The sequence below is a fragment of the uncultured Corynebacterium sp. genome (genome assembly GCF_902782855.1).
In the GTDB taxonomy this organism is placed as follows: domain Bacteria; phylum Actinomycetota; class Actinomycetes; order Mycobacteriales; family Mycobacteriaceae; genus Corynebacterium.
In genome coordinates this window covers 1-14,051 of sequence record NZ_CACZOO010000209.1, presented here as the reverse complement: position 1 = coordinate 14,051, position 14,051 = coordinate 1, and the positions used below count along the sequence as shown (strand labels likewise).

The following is a 14,051-nucleotide window of genomic DNA, read 5'->3' as shown; positions in this document are numbered from 1 at the left end:
TTTCACCCAGGCCGGTTCCGAGGTCTCCACGCTGCTGGGCCGTATGCCCTCCGCCGTGGGTTACCAGCCGACCCTGGCCGACGAGATGGGTGTTCTCCAGGAGCGCATCACCTCCACCAAGGGTCGGTCGATCACCTCGCTGCAGGCCGTCTACGTGCCTGCCGACGACTACACCGACCCGGCACCGGCGACCACCTTCGCCCACCTGGACGCGACCACCGAGCTCGACCGGTCCATCGCTTCGAAGGGTATCTACCCCGCGGTGAACCCGCTGACCTCGACCTCCCGCATCCTGGAGCCGGGTATCGTCGGCGAGCGGCACTACGCCGTCGCCCAGCGCGTGATCGGTATCCTGCAGAAGAACAAGGAACTGCAGGACATCATCGCCATCCTGGGTATGGATGAGCTGTCCGAGGAAGACAAGATCGTCGTGCAGCGTGCACGCCGTATCGAGCGTTTCCTGGGTCAGAACTTCTTCGTCGCCCAGAAGTTCACCGACATTCCGGGTTCCTTCGTGCCGCTCGCCGACACGATCGACGCCTTCGAGCGCATCTGCGACGGTGAGTTCGACGCCTACCCGGAGAAGTGCTTCGACGGTCTGGGTGGACTCGACGATGTCGAGGCCGCCTACCAGAAGCTCACCGGAAAGTAAGGGGTCACGCACATGGCTGAGATTGCCACTGAACTCGTGTCTGTCGAGCGGATGCTCTGGTCCGGAAAGGCCACGTCCGTCACCGCGCAGACCACCGAGGGCGAGATCGGCGTGCTCCCCGGCCACGAGCCGCTGCTCGGCCAACTGGTCGACAGCGGCGTGGTCGTCATCCGGACGGCCGAGGGTGAGAAGCTCGTCGCGGCGGTGCAGGGCGGTTTCCTGTCCGTGTCGTCGGCCAAGGTCACCATCCTCGCCGATTCCGCTGTCTGGGCCGGAGAGGTCAACGCCTCCGACGCCGAGTCCCGGGCCAAGGACGCCTCGGCGTCCGGTCTCGAGCGAGACACCGCGGTCTCCGAGCTGCGCGCCGTGAAGCGGCTGCAGGAGAAGTAGCTCCTGACGCCGTAGTAGCGCCTGACACCACCGAGGGCGGTTTCCCTGGACATTTGTTCCGGGGGAACCGCCCTTCGGCGTCCCCGGTGGGCTGTTTTGGCGGGCCGGTGCGCCGCCGGTAAGCTCGGTCGAAAGCCTTGCGGAGAGCCGACGGATGACCACCGTCGGCAGGGCGTACCGACTGGTGACGACAGTGGTGACACTGGCGGACAACACTGACGAAGGGACGTGGCTGGTGCTCTGGACCATCCTGATCATCGTGGCCGTATGTGTGGTGTCCTTCGGGATACTCATGGCCGGGGGAAGGTTCCTCACCTTGCGGAGCAGGGGAATCCCCGTGGTGGTCAGGAGCGTGCCGAACCCTGACGGCAGGCACTGGCGCCACGGGGTACTCGTCTACGGGGGAATGCATGCGCGGGTGTTCAAGCTGCGCTCGCTGCGTCCGGAACCGGACATCAGCCTGGCCCGGCAGGGTATGGAGATCACCGGTCGTCGTCCCATCACGGGCAAGGAGACCTCGTTCCTGGAGCCTGAGCTGCACGTCCTCAGCCTCAGTGACGGCGGCTCCCGCTGGGAGGTCGCCCTGGACGACGCCGGCGACACCGCTCTGGTCGCCTGGCTGGAGTCCGCCCCCTCGACCCGTTGGGTGCGTTCACCGTTCCCGGGCGAGCGGAGGCGCGGTCTGGAACGGCGCTGAGCAGACACTCGCCAGGCACGGCGTCGGCGGTGGACCGCGTCCGGTGGCCGGCCTGCTAGCCTGTCTCCCATGCGTCTGGTGATCTGCCGTTGTGCCGTGGAATATGAGGGCCGCCTGGAAGCCTACCTGCCTGAGGCGGACCGTCTGGTGATGGTCAAGGCCGACGGGTCGGTGAGCATCCACGCCGACGACCGCGCCTACAAACCGTTGAACTGGATGACCCCGCCGTGCACGTTGCGAGAGGAGACACCCACCGGTGACGAGAAGGACGCCGGGGTCCTGGGCCTGTGGACGGTACAGAACCCCAAAGGCGAGAAGCTCACCATCCGGATCTTCGAGGTTCACTCGGACACCTCGCACGAGCTCGGGGAGGATCCGGGTCTGGTGAAGGACGGTGTCGAGGCGCACCTGCAGGAGTTGCTCGCCGAGCAGATCGAGATCCTCGGTCCCGGCTACACTCTGGTCCGTCGTGAGTACCCCACGGCGATCGGCCCGGTGGACATCCTCTCCCGCGACGATCTCGGGGTGACCGTCGCTGTGGAGATCAAGCGTCGCGGTGGCATCGACGGTGTCGAGCAACTGACGCGGTACGTCGAGCTGCTCAACCGCGATGAACTGCTGGCCCCGGTCCGCGGGGTCTTCGCCGCACAGGAGATCAAGCCACAGGCCCGGACGCTGGCCGAGGACCGTGGTTTCCGCTGCGTCACCCTGGACTACCAGGAGATGCGTGGGGCGGACTCCACCGAGCTCCGGTTGTTCTGAGCGCCGGAAGGGTCTCTACATGCCACGACACAACCGACGGGCCACCCCGGTGCCACGGGGTCGTGCCTCGCTACCCCGCGACGGTGCAACCTACTGGGGGACCAGGCGGGAACCCGGGCCGGGCCGGGCGTCGGGGGAGGACTGGTTCGTGCGGCACATGGGGGCGGGCTCGGCCGTGAAGTTCTACGTCTGTCCGGGCTGCAACCAGAGCATTCCGCCGGGCGTGGCGCACGTCGTCGCCTGGCCCGGCGGCCACCGCGGTCCGGCGGACCGACGACACTGGCATTCGGGGTGCTGGGACCGACGCTGAGGGCCGGCCCTCCCGCATCATGGACGCCGGGGGTTACAGTGGGGGACATGACTTCACCCCGTCCGGCCGGACCGGCCGCCTCCGCCCCCGACCGTTTCGCCGCCCGTGCCGTGGATCTCGGTGCCGTGAAGGAGGCGGCGGAGGCCAGAGACCGGGCGCAACGGGAGGCGGCCTCGGGGAAGCCGGTCGACCTCGCCGCCACGGTCACTCCCGAGAGCTTCGAGCAGGATCTGGTGGTCAGGTCGACCCAGGTCCCGGTGATCGTCCAGCTCGGCAGTTCGCGGGCGCCGGGGAACGACGACATGATGGAGCACTTCGGTTCCTCCGCCCTGGAGCAGGCGGCGCCGGCGTCCTGGGTCTTCCGCTACGTGGACGTGGACTCGGTCCCGGAGATTGCACAGGCCTTCGGCGTCCAGTCTGTGCCGACCGTCCTGGCACTGGCGGCGGGGCGTCCGCTGACCAGTTTCGAGGGGGTCCAGCCGCCGGAGCAGACTGACCGCTTCATCTCCGCGGTGCTGCAGGCCACCGCCGGTAGGCTCCCGGGACTGCCCTCCGCCGGTCCGGCCCCGGAGGTTGAGGAGGTTCCGACGGACCCCCGGTTCGTTGAAGCCGCCGATGCCCTGGACCATGAGGACTACGTCGGTGCCGTCGCCCTGTACGATGCCCTGATCGCCGAGCCCGGTGCACCGGCTGACGCTGTCAGCGAGGCGAAGGCGGCTCGCGCCACCGCCGTCCTGCTGGGCCGCTCTGCGGACGGTTCCGCCGATGAGGTCGACCGGATGCTGCTGGAGGGTCGTCGTCGTGAGGCCTTCGACATGCTCATCGACCGGCTGCGTGGCTCCGTCGGTGAGGAGAAGGACGCGGTGCGTACCCGTCTGCTCGGGTTGTTCTCCCTCTACGATGCGGGGGACCGGGAGGTCATCGACGCGCGTACGAGGATGGCCAGCGCCCTCTTCTGACCGGGCGTGTGGCACCATGGTGGGGTGAATGAATCCAGTCTCATATCCACCCCGGCGACCGCCGAGGCCGTCGACGAGGACCTGGTCCTCGACTTCCGCGGGGTCAGCGTCATCCGCACCGGGCGCACCCTGCTCGACCAGGTCAACTGGCAGGTGGAGGTCGATGAGCGGTGGATCGTGCTGGGTCCCAACGGGGCGGGGAAGACGACGCTGATGTCGATAGCCTCAGCGATGCTCTTCCCCACCCGGGGTACGGTGCGGATCGTGGGGGAGACGCTGGGGAAGGTCGACGTCCGTGAGTTGCGCACCGCTGTGGGACTGTCCTCGGCCGCCTTCGCGCACCGCGTCCCCGTGGAGGAGAAGGTCGTCGACCTGGTGATCTCCGCGGGCTACGACGTGCTGGGCCGGTGGCGGGAGGAGTATGACGACGGCGACCGGGGACGGGCGTTGGAGATCCTCGAGACCGTCGGTGCGCTGCACCTGGTCGACCAGCGCTGGGGGACCCTCAGTGAGGGTGAGCGCAAGCGCGTGCTCATCGCCCGTGCGCTGATGACGGATCCCGAACTGCTGCTCCTGGATGAACCCGGGGCGGGCCTGGACCTCGGCGGACGGGAGGATCTCGTAGCTCTGCTCTCGGCGATGGCCGTGGATCCGGACGCGCCGGCGATGGTCCTCGTCACCCACCATGTCGAGGAGATTCCCCCGGGATTCACCCACGGTCTCATCCTCGACGAAGGGCAGGTCGTCGCCCAGGGGCTCATCACCGACGTGATGACCTCGGAGAATCTGACCCGTGCTTACCATCAGCCCATCCAACTGCAGGTCGAGGAGGACGGACGCTACTTCGCGCGGCGTGCGACGCGGACCGGCCGGTCGCGTCACCGGCGGAACTGACTAGGGTGGGGAACATGGTTGACAGTCGGACACAGAATCCAGGTGCTGACCGGTCGGGATCGGTGGAACCACGGCACGCCTCCACGGTGATGCTCCTGCGGGACACGCTCAGTGGTCCCGAGGTGTACGTGCAGGAGCGGGCGTCCACGATGAAGTTCTGCGCCGAGATGACGGTCTTCCCCGGTGGCGGGGTAGACACCCGTGACCTTCCCGGTGATGTCGACGGTGACGGCGTGAGCTCGCCGGAGATCGGTTGGCAGGGCCCGTCCACCGACTGGTGGGCAGGCCGACTACGGACGTCCCGGGACATGGCCCGCGCCCTGGTCTGTGCTGCGGTGCGGGAGACTTTCGAGGAGACCGGCACCCTGCTGGCCGGGCACGCGGACGGTAGGACGGTGACGGACACGGCGGACTACCTGCCCTTCCGGGCCGACCTGGAGAATCACCGTCTGGCCTTCACCGACTTCATGGATCACCACGATCTGGTGCTGCGCGGGGACCTGCTGCGTCCCTGGGCGAACTGGGTGACCCCGGAGGGGCAGCCGATCCGTTACGACACCGCCTTCTTCGTCGCGTCGATGCCGGAGGGTCAGAAGGCCTACGGTGACACCCGCGAGGCGACCTCCACAGGCTGGTTCCGGCCGGGGACCCTTCTCGACGGTTGGCGGAACCGGAAGATCTACCTGATACCCCCGACCTGGTCCCAGCTGAAGATGCTGGACACTTTCCGCAGCGTCGCCGAGGTGATGGATTTCGCCGCTCAGCTGACGGTGGATCCGGTGGTCAGGGAGCCGGTCGATCTCCCGTACATGGCCGAGTACTACCTCATGGAGACCCGGATGTACGGGTACCCGGAGCGTGTCTTCGCCCCGGGCATGAAGTTCGCCGTCGACCCGGAGGATCTTCCTCCCAGCCCGTTCCGGTGAGTTTCACGGTCGCCGAGGTCCAGTGGCTGGCGGGGCACCCCGGGGCGGTGGACGCCGCAGAAGAGCTGGAGCTCACGGCGTCCTCCAGGCTCTCCGATCTGACCCGGTTGCGGCAGCTGACCGCCACCACCGGTGACCAGTCCGGTCTCGCACGGGCCCTGGCGGAGTTCGTCGCCGCCCGGCGGGCAGCGCTGCGTGGGGCGAAAGTCCCGGCGGGTCCGGACGGGACACTGCGGACCGACTGGATGGCGTGCTCGGACTCCTCCCAGCAGGCCACACCCGCCGCGGTGGCTGGGGTACGGGTGCAGCATCTGCTCGCGGTGGCGTCCGGTCGTAGCGTGGCGGACGTGACCTGTTCCGTCGGTACGGAGCTGGCGGGATTCACCGTGCCCGGCGTCCGTGAGCGTTTCGGCACGCTCGTCGGCGGCGACCTGGATGCCGCACGGTTGGCCATGGCCCGGAGGAATCTGCCGGAGATCCCGTTGGTGCGCGCGGATGCGGTCGTGCCGGCGCTGCGTGCCGACGTCATCGTCGCGGACCCGGCCCGGCGGACCGCCCGGGGACGGATCCGCGACCCGCGGGATCTGCTGCCGCCGTTGCCGGACCTGCTCTCGGTGTGGCGGGCGGCGGGGTCGGAGCTGGCGGTGAAGTGCGCTCCCGGCATCGACTACTCGGAGTGGGAGGGGCAGGTCGATGTCGTCAGTGTGGCCCCCGGTGGTCCCGGTATTCCGGGGGTCAAGGAGGCATGCCTCTACACGCCGGGTCTGGCCACGGTGGCAGGGCAGAACGGGCAGAACGGGCAGAACGGGCAGGGCCGGCGGGCGGTGGTGGTCGGTGCCGACCGTACGGTCGTGCTCACTACCGCGGACCCGGAGTCCGAGCGGGTCGCGGAGGTGGGCCGGTACATGCTGGATCCCGACGGTGCGGTGGTCCGGGCCGGGCTGGTGCGTCAGTACGCCGCGAGGCTGGGCTGGTGGCGGGTGGACCCGCACATCGCCTACCTCTCCGGTGACCGCTGGGACGATGTGGTGCGGGCTGCGCTCCTTCCCGGGCAGCGGGTCTTCGAGGTGCTGGAGACGGTGCCGGTGAAGAAGTTGAAGGCGGCTCTGGTGGCACGGGACTGTGGTTCACTGGAGATTCTGGTGCGCGGCGCCGACATCGACCCTGACGTGCTCCGGAAGAAGATGCGTTCCGGTGGTGCGTTGCGGGGAGGTTCCCCGCTGACGGTCGTGATCGCCAGGATCGGCCGGTCACCCGTGGCTGCGGTCTGCCGTCCAGTGACGTGAAAAACGGTCTCGCATGATGAAACCTTGCACCCCCGGGGGTGATGTGAGACGGACACTTTTCCGTCACCGCCCGGCAACGTTGCAGGTCACAGGATCATAAAATCGGTGATTTTGTGGCTGATAATGCTATTTTTACGTGATTGTGGGGTAGGTCACGGTCGGAAATGGGTAGACTGACCGACGATCACATCGAACCCAAGGCAGGAAGGCCAACGAATGTCGAACATCGTGGTTCTGGTCAAGCAGGTGCCGGACACCTACTCCGAGCGCAAGCTGACCGATGACGACTTCACGCTCGACCGGGAGAACAGCGACGCTATCCTGGACGAGATCAACGAGAACGCCGTCGAAGCGGCCCTGAAGCTCAAGGAAGCTGACGGCTCCCGCAACATCATCGTGCTGAGTGTGGGGCCCGCGGGCGCCACCTCCGCCCTGCGTAAGGCGCTGTCCCTCGGCGCCGACGAGGGCATCCTCGTCACCGACGACGCCCTCGCCGGTTCGGATGCCCTGGGCACCGCCTGGACCCTGTCCAATGCGCTCAACCAGGTCGAGGACATCGAGATCATCCTCGCCGGCAACTCCTCCACCGACGGTGGCTCCGGTGCTGTCCCGGGCCTGCTCTCCGAGTACCGCCAGATCCCGGCCGTCACCAACCTGCGTTCACTGAGCGTCGAGGGTGGCAAGGTCACCGGTGAGCGTGTCACCGAGGAAGGCATCTTCACCGTCGAGGCCCCGACCCCGGCGATCGTCTCCGTCACCGAGAAGGCGAACACCCCGCGCGTCCCGAACTTCAAGGGCATCATGGCGGCGAAGAAGAAGACCATCCGCGAGCTGGGCATCGCCGACATCGGTGTCGCCGCTGAGAACGTCGGCCTCGGTGTCGCTGCAACGCGCGTCACCAACTCCGCCCCCAAGCCCGCGAAGACCGCCGGTGAGATCGTCACCGACGAGGGTAACGGTGGCGTGCAGCTGGTCGAGTTCCTCGCCGCGCAGAAGCTCATCTAACTCACCCCCCACATACGGAAAGGACTACTGAAACCATGACCAACGTCCTGGTCCTCGTTGAGCACTCCGAGGGTGAGCTGAAGAACAGCACCCGCGAGCTCATCACCGCCGCCCGCGTCTTCGGCACCGTCGGTGCCGTCGTCGTCGGAGCCCCCGGCACCACCGAGAAGCTGCAGCCCGGTCTGGCCGCCGCCGGTGCCGAGAACATCTACGCAGCCGAGGCAGACTTCGCCAGCGAGTACGTCGTCACCCCGCAGGTGGACGCCGTCGCCGGTCTGGCCGCCGCCCTTCAGGTCCCGGTCGTCATCGCCGCCGGTGCCAACGGCAACGAGATCGCCGGCCGCGTCGGCGCCCGCGTCGCCTCCGGCGTCCTCTACGACGTCACGGGCATCAACGCCGACCGCTCCGCCAAGGGCTCGATCTTCGGTGGTGACTTCACCGTCGAGACCACCGCCGGTGGGGTCTCCCCGGTGTACACCCTGCGTGCCGGCGCCGTCGACCCGGAGGACAAGGCGGCCGCCGGGAGCATCCAGGCTGTCGAGCTTCCCGCCCCGGGCCCGACCGCGGTGAAGATCACCGCCTTCGCCCCGGCCGAGAAAGCCGACCGCCCCGAGCTCACCGAAGCGAAGATCGTCGTCTCCGGTGGTCGCGGTGTCGCCGGGCCCGAGGGCTTCCACGATGTCGTGGAGCCGCTCGCCGACGCCCTCGGTGCCGCTGTCGGCGCATCCCGTGCCGCTGTCGACGCCGACTTCTACCCGGGCAAGTTCCAGGTCGGCCAGACCGGTAAAACGGTCTCCCCGAACCTGTACATCGCGCTCGGTATCTCCGGTGCGATCCAGCACAAGGCCGGTATGCAGACCTCCAAGACCATCGTCGCGGTGAACAAGGACGAGGAGGCCGGCATTTTCGAGATCGCGGACTTCGGTGTCGTCGGCGACCTGTTCAAGGTCGCCCCGCAGGCCACCGAGGAACTCACCAAGCGCAAGTAGCCTGTGGCAGGTGAACACCGGTGGAACGCCGGTGACACCCCCGCGATATACTGGACGCCGAATTCCGTCTGAGTAGGTACACGGCCACCGGATCACAGGGTCCGCACCCCGACGGGGTGCGGACCCTGCGTCATTTCCCGGGGCATCCGTCGGTCACCGTGACCTCGACGCCCTCGACAGCGACCACCGACCATTTCGACCCCCTGGACAGGACCCGCCTGGTGACAACCCTGATCATTGTTCTCGCTCTCATGCTCTGCACTGTGCTCACCGTGGGAGTAGGGGACAGGATCGGTCTGCCCTGGCCCGTGCTGCTGCTGCTCGTCACCACCGCGGTCATGTTCATCCCGGGCACACCCTCGGTGGACGTGGAGCCGCACCTCATTCTGCCGCTGGCGCTTCCGCCGCTGCTGTGGGCGCTGGCCCGGCGCACGTCCTGGGGGATGTTCCGCGACCAGTGGCGGTCGATCCTCAGTCTCTCGGTGATGCTGGTCATCGTGACTGTCGCCGTCGTCGCTGGGGTGGCGATGTGGATGATCCCCGGGCTCACCCTCGTGGGTGCCCTCGCCCTGGCAGCAGCTGTCGCCCCGCCAGACCCGGTGGCGGTCGAGGCGGTCGCGGAGCCGGCGGGGATCCCCCGGCGGATCATCGGCACGCTCCAGTCCGAGGGCCTGTTCAATGACGCGGCGTCCCTGGTGATCTTCAGTGCAGCGGTCACCGCCGCCCAGTTCCACGACGACATCCACTGGCTCGAGGCCGGCGGGACCATGGTCTACAGTGCCATCGGTGCCGTCGCACTGGGGTGGGCGGTCGGCCGCTACTCCGCGAAACTCGTCGAGTGGCTCGACTCCCCTGTCGCCGGAAACGCCTTCACGTGGGTTCTCCCGTTCATCATCTACCTGGTGTGCGAGGAGATCCACATCTCCGGCGTCATCGCCGTGGTCGTCGCCGCCGTGGAACTCAGCTCGCGACTGGACGCCACCGCCGCAGACGCCCGGTTGGCCGGTTCCTCCTTCTGGGAGGTCATCGAGCTGCTGGTGACCGGGATGGCCTTCGGTCTGATGGGGATGAACGTCCGCGACTCGATCCTCGACGAGGAGGTCGAGCACCTCAAACCCGTGCTCTGGGGGCTGGTGATCTCCGTGGTCCTCATCGTGGTGCGTGGTCTGTGGATGAGCTGCCTGTACTGGCGGAACAAGCGGCGCAAGGGTGTCTACCGCGCCCCGGTACGGTGGACCGACGTGCTCCTGCTCACCTGGGCGGGGATGCGTGGTCTGGTGACCTTCGCCCTGGTGCTCTCCCTGAGCCCGGGTGACTTCCCGATGCGTGACGAGTTCACCATCGTCGCTTTCGTGGTCCTGCTGTGCACGATGGTCATCCCGGGGCTCACCCTTCCGCAGCTCACGGCCTACCTCAAGCGGAATCACGGCCTGCATGACCTCGCCGACCACGCCACCGAGGAAGCACTGGACGACGCACACCGTGCCGCCGTCGCCGTTGTCAGCCGTGAACTGTCACGGGGCACCCTGACCCCGGAGGCGGCGACGCGCATCAACGAGCGCCTCCAGGTCATCAGGTCAACCTCGGCGCTCGACGACGGTGACGACGGACTGGAGGACGCCGACGAACACGCCCGCATCCGTCGTGAGCGACGGCAGAGGGCGGCCCGTAAGGCACTGGAGATCCGCCGGGAATCCCTCAACGCCGCCCAACGCAGCCTGGCGGCGAGCAGGTACCGCAAAGGCGTGGACCCGACAGCGGTGGCGGAGAAGATGCACGAGATCGACCGTCGCCTGCTGGCGCTGCCGCACGAGGACCACTGATGGGCGATCAGCGGCGCGTCTACCTCGACCACGCGGCGTCCGCCCCGATGCGTCCGGAGGCGGCTGCGGCACTGGTGGAGACCACCGGTCTGCTCAACCCGGCCGGCCAGTACGTCTCGGGACGCGACGCGTCGCGGACGGTCGAGGACGCCCGGGAACAGATCGGCGAGCTGCTGGGCGCCGACCGGGCGGAGGTCATCTTCACCGGGTCGGGGACGGAGGCGGACAACATCGCCGTGCAGGGACTCGCCTTCGGCGCGCTGCGCACCCGCGGGGCGCGTCGGATCCATGTCTCCGCGGTCGAGCATCCGGCGGTGGGCGAGTCCGTGGACTGGTTGTGCGGGGGGCTGCCCGTGCCGGAGCCGCTGTTCGAGCGGATGGAGATCCCGGTGGACGCCGCCGGGCGGCCGCAGTCGGTGGGTCCACTCGATCCCGCCGCTGATGCGCTGGTCACCGCGATGTGGGTGAACAACGAGACCGGCAACATCACCGACCTGCCCGCGGTGCTCCGCCCTGCGGTGGCGGCAGGGGTCCCGACGCACGTGGATGCCGTCCAGGCCGTCGGTCATCTGCCGGTGGACTTCCGCGGACTCGGTGTCTCGTCACTGGCGGCGAGTGCGCACAAGTTCGGCGGACCGAAGTCCGTGGGTATCCTGTTGGCCCGCCGGGACGCCGTCATCGACACCCCGTTGCGTGGCGGCGGGCAGGAGCGGAAGTTGCGCTCCGGCACCGTCAACCCGCAGGGGGCGGCAGCCACGGCGGCGGCACTGGCTGCGGCAGTGGCGGAGATGGACGCCGAGCACGCCCGGCTCGCCGGGTACCGGGCGCGGCTGCTGGAGGTGGTGCACTCGATCCCGGACGCGGTGGTCCACACCGATGCGTCTCCGACCGGTCCAGGTGCGCTGCCCTCCCACGTCCACGTCAGTTTTCCGGGGGCGGAGGGGGACAGCCTCATCATGCTGCTCGACGTCGCTGGGGTGGACGCCTCGACCGGTTCCGCCTGCTCCTCCGGGGTGAACCGGGCCTCGCACGTGCTCACCGCGATGGGGGTGGACGTGCACACCGCCCGCGGTGCACTGCGACTGACCACCGGCCCGGCGACAACGGACACCGACATCGACCGGATCTGTGCACTGCTGCCCGGTGTGGTGGAGCAGGCCCGGGCGGCGGGGACCGCGTACTGAGCGGAGATGCCCGGCGGCGCCTCCACGGTGTAGGGTGAATGGCTGTTCTACAGGCGGTACGTCAGGAGTGTGACGGGAAGTATGCGGGTTGTCGCGGCGATGAGCGGTGGCGTTGATTCCTCGGTGGCGGCGGCGCGTGCGCTGGCCGAAGGTCACGAGGTCATCGGCGTTCACCTGGCGCTGTCGCAGTCCCCGGAGGCGGTGCGCGCCGGGTCGCGCGGCTGCTGCTCGCTGGAGGACTCCGCCGACGCCCGCCGCGTCTGCGACGCCCTCGGCATCCCGTTCTACGTCTGGGACTTCTCCGACCGGTTCAAGGCCGATGTCATCGACAACTTCGTCGAGTCCTACGAGATCGGGGAGACCCCCAACCCCTGCCTGCGCTGCAACGAGAAGATCAAGTTCGAGGCACTGCTCGACCGGTCCCTCGCCCTCGGGTTCGACGCGGTCGTCACCGGCCACTATGCCCGACTGCACGACGGCGTGATGCGTCGCGGCATCGACGACGACAAGGACCAGTCCTACGTCCTGGGTGTGCTCACCGACGAGCAGCTCGCGCACTGCCTGTTCCCGGTGGGGGACACCTGGAAGCCGCAGATCCGCGAGGAGGCCGCCGAGCTCGGTCTCGGTGTGGCCTCGAAGCCGGACAGCCACGACATCTGCTTCATCCCCGACGGGAGGACGCAGGCCTTCCTCGGCACGAGGATCGGGATGCGCCCCGGCATGGTGAAATCGGTCGAGGGGGAGACCCTGGCCGAGCATGACGGCGTCTACGGTTTCACCATCGGTCAGCGCAAGGGCCTCGGCCTGCCCGGCCCCGCCGCCGACGGGCAGCCGCGCTACGTCACCGACATCGACGCCGCCACCGGCACGGTGACTGTCGGCCGCAAGCGCGACCTGCGCACCGGGCGCATCACCGCCGACCGGCTCAAACGGCTGGACCCCGCAGTGCACGGTGGACGATTCGAGTGCGAGGTGCAGGTCCGCGCCCACGGCGGGGTTGTCCCGGCGACCGCGACGCTGACCGGCGACGCCGTGGAGCTGGAACTCCACGAGCCGCTGCAGGGGGTGGCCCGTGGCCAGGCCGCCGTGGTCTACCTTCCCGATGACGCCGGGGACATCCTCATCGGCTCCGGGACCATCAGTGCGACGGGGCCGTGGGTGGACGCGGGAGCCGTCGCTGAGCCCGGAGCGCAGTCCGCGTGACGCGTTACGCCTGGTGGGAAGACGTCCGCACCACCCACACAGATCTCCGTGCGTCCCTCGCCGCCGCCGCGCGACGCACCCGTGACGTCGACGAGGACGTCGGAGTGGTGCCACCGCTGAGCCTGCCGCGCTCAGCGGTGGACGGTGGTCTGCTCATGGAGACTGCCGCGATGGGCGTCACCGTCGGTGGCCCCTACCTGCGGTCCCACGCCCGGGGCTGGGAGGTCGCGACGGGCAGGACCCTGGACATGCGTGCCTTCCTCGGACGCCGCCACGAACTCACCGACATCATCGCCGAGGTCATGCCGGGTGCAGACCGGCTGATGGTGCACGTCACCGGCCCGTGGACCTTCGGAGCATCGGTGGAGTACCACGGTCATCCACTGTGCTTCGACCGTCCGGCGTTCCGTGATGTCGCCCTGGCGCTCGGAGAGGGCGTGCGGGAGTTCTGTGACGCGGTCGGGGCCTCGGTGGTGCACATCCATGAACGACGCTTTGCCGAGGTCACCTCCACGCTGGTCGGGGCCACCGATTTCGAGACCATGAGTGTGGACCGCGAGATCGCGGCGAATGTCGAACGGCGGTTCATCGGACAGGTGCGCGGTGGCGGCGGAGACGGCGCCGGCCGCGGGATTGTGCTGGACGCCGGGTGCATGCACCCCGAGCTGACGCTTCTGGAAGCCACCCTGGTGGTCGACCGTCTCGACGATGACGTCGCCCGGCTGATCGACGGCGGGACCCCGGTCGCGTGGCGGGTGGGTGACGGGCGCACCAGTGAAGAACTGGCGCGCACGGTGATACGGACCTGGAAGCAGTGGTCGTTTGACGGGGAGAGCCCCGAACCGCAGATCGATCTCGTCGCGTGCAGTGATGAGAGCAGTGCCGGTGAGAACGGCGTCCTCACCCCGAACGCGGCGGCGGAGCTGTCGCGGACGGTCCGTGGGGCTGCCGCGCTGCTGCACCGGAACTGA

The 14,051-nt window shown here is 68.5% G+C and carries 14 protein-coding genes and 1 pseudogene; all 15 read left to right on the top strand.

Features of this window, described 5'->3' with window-relative positions; all coding sequences use genetic code 11:
- A pseudogene (locus QZV72_RS09115) lies at positions 1–652 on the top strand (F0F1 ATP synthase subunit beta); the annotation flags it as partial.
- 12 nt (positions 653–664) lie between these two features.
- A complete protein-coding gene (locus QZV72_RS09110) occupies positions 665–1,042 on the top strand; it encodes a F0F1 ATP synthase subunit epsilon (protein WP_297007610.1) in 378 nt (125 codons plus the stop codon).
- Between the two features lie 154 nt (positions 1,043–1,196).
- The gene (locus tag QZV72_RS09105; RefSeq protein ID WP_297007607.1) at positions 1,197–1,739 is read left to right on the top strand and encodes a DUF2550 domain-containing protein; all 543 of its coding nucleotides are present in this window, start codon (positions 1,197–1,199) and stop codon (positions 1,737–1,739) included.
- Positions 1,740–1,808: 69 nt separating this feature from the next.
- Complete coding sequence (gene nucS / locus QZV72_RS09100) at positions 1,809–2,501, top strand: endonuclease NucS (RefSeq protein ID WP_297007604.1); 693 nt, start codon at positions 1,809–1,811, stop codon at positions 2,499–2,501.
- 19 nt (positions 2,502–2,520) lie between these two features.
- Positions 2,521–2,811: a hypothetical protein gene (locus QZV72_RS09095; protein ID WP_297007601.1), complete on the top strand. Its 291-nt coding sequence runs from the start codon at positions 2,521–2,523 to the stop codon at positions 2,809–2,811.
- 47 nt (positions 2,812–2,858) lie between these two features.
- Complete coding sequence (locus QZV72_RS09090) at positions 2,859–3,770, top strand: tetratricopeptide repeat protein (protein WP_297007598.1); 912 nt, start codon at positions 2,859–2,861, stop codon at positions 3,768–3,770.
- Positions 3,771–3,794: 24 nt separating this feature from the next.
- Positions 3,795–4,664, top strand: a complete 870-nt coding sequence (locus QZV72_RS09085) for an ABC transporter ATP-binding protein (RefSeq protein ID WP_297007595.1) — start codon at positions 3,795–3,797, stop codon at positions 4,662–4,664.
- A gap of 14 nt (positions 4,665–4,678) precedes the next feature.
- On the top strand, positions 4,679–5,590 hold the full coding sequence (locus QZV72_RS09080; protein WP_297007592.1) for an NUDIX hydrolase: 912 nt from the start codon (positions 4,679–4,681) through the stop codon (positions 5,588–5,590).
- The gene (locus tag QZV72_RS09075) at positions 5,587–6,876 is read left to right on the top strand and encodes a THUMP-like domain-containing protein (RefSeq protein WP_297007589.1); all 1,290 of its coding nucleotides are present in this window, start codon (positions 5,587–5,589) and stop codon (positions 6,874–6,876) included. Before QZV72_RS09080 ends, QZV72_RS09075 begins: the two co-directional genes overlap by 4 nt.
- A 216-nt stretch (positions 6,877–7,092) precedes the next feature.
- Positions 7,093–7,881 (top strand): electron transfer flavoprotein subunit beta/FixA family protein, encoded by a 789-nt coding sequence (locus tag QZV72_RS09070; protein WP_297007586.1) that lies wholly within the window; start codon positions 7,093–7,095, stop codon positions 7,879–7,881.
- Between the two features lie 35 nt (positions 7,882–7,916).
- Positions 7,917–8,870, top strand: coding sequence for an electron transfer flavoprotein subunit alpha/FixB family protein (locus QZV72_RS09065; RefSeq protein ID WP_297007583.1), 954 nt, complete (start codon positions 7,917–7,919; stop codon positions 8,868–8,870).
- Between the two features lie 221 nt (positions 8,871–9,091).
- The gene (locus tag QZV72_RS09060) at positions 9,092–10,693 is read left to right on the top strand and encodes a cation:proton antiporter (RefSeq protein ID WP_297007582.1); all 1,602 of its coding nucleotides are present in this window, start codon (positions 9,092–9,094) and stop codon (positions 10,691–10,693) included.
- Positions 10,693–11,877, top strand: a complete 1,185-nt coding sequence (locus tag QZV72_RS09055; RefSeq protein ID WP_297007579.1) for a cysteine desulfurase family protein — start codon at positions 10,693–10,695, stop codon at positions 11,875–11,877. Before QZV72_RS09060 ends, QZV72_RS09055 begins: the two co-directional genes overlap by 1 nt.
- An 81-nt stretch (positions 11,878–11,958) precedes the next feature.
- Positions 11,959–13,080 carry a tRNA 2-thiouridine(34) synthase MnmA gene (mnmA, locus tag QZV72_RS09050; protein ID WP_297007613.1) on the top strand — a complete coding sequence of 374 codons (1,122 nt, stop codon included), beginning with the start codon at positions 11,959–11,961 and terminating at the stop codon, positions 13,078–13,080.
- Positions 13,077–14,051: a hypothetical protein gene (locus QZV72_RS09045; RefSeq protein WP_297007576.1), complete on the top strand. Its 975-nt coding sequence runs from the start codon at positions 13,077–13,079 to the stop codon at positions 14,049–14,051. The genes mnmA and QZV72_RS09045 overlap by 4 nt, the downstream gene beginning before the upstream one ends.

Coding starts and splice junctions, on each gene's coding strand:
- QZV72_RS09065 (WP_297007583.1), top strand. CDS start 7,917: ATGACCAACGTCCTGGTCCTCGTTGAGCACTCCGAGGGTGAGCTGAAG.
- QZV72_RS09105 (WP_297007607.1), top strand. CDS start 1,197: ATGACCACCGTCGGCAGGGCGTACCGACTGGTGACGACAGTGGTGACA.
- QZV72_RS09070 (WP_297007586.1), top strand. CDS start 7,093: ATGTCGAACATCGTGGTTCTGGTCAAGCAGGTGCCGGACACCTACTCC.
- mnmA (WP_297007613.1), top strand. CDS start 11,959: ATGCGGGTTGTCGCGGCGATGAGCGGTGGCGTTGATTCCTCGGTGGCG.
- QZV72_RS09090 (WP_297007598.1), top strand. CDS start 2,859: ATGACTTCACCCCGTCCGGCCGGACCGGCCGCCTCCGCCCCCGACCGT.
- QZV72_RS09110 (WP_297007610.1), top strand. CDS start 665: ATGGCTGAGATTGCCACTGAACTCGTGTCTGTCGAGCGGATGCTCTGG.
- QZV72_RS09095 (WP_297007601.1), top strand. CDS start 2,521: ATGCCACGACACAACCGACGGGCCACCCCGGTGCCACGGGGTCGTGCC.
- QZV72_RS09080 (WP_297007592.1), top strand. CDS start 4,679: ATGGTTGACAGTCGGACACAGAATCCAGGTGCTGACCGGTCGGGATCG.
- QZV72_RS09055 (WP_297007579.1), top strand. CDS start 10,693: ATGGGCGATCAGCGGCGCGTCTACCTCGACCACGCGGCGTCCGCCCCG.
- nucS (WP_297007604.1), top strand. CDS start 1,809: ATGCGTCTGGTGATCTGCCGTTGTGCCGTGGAATATGAGGGCCGCCTG.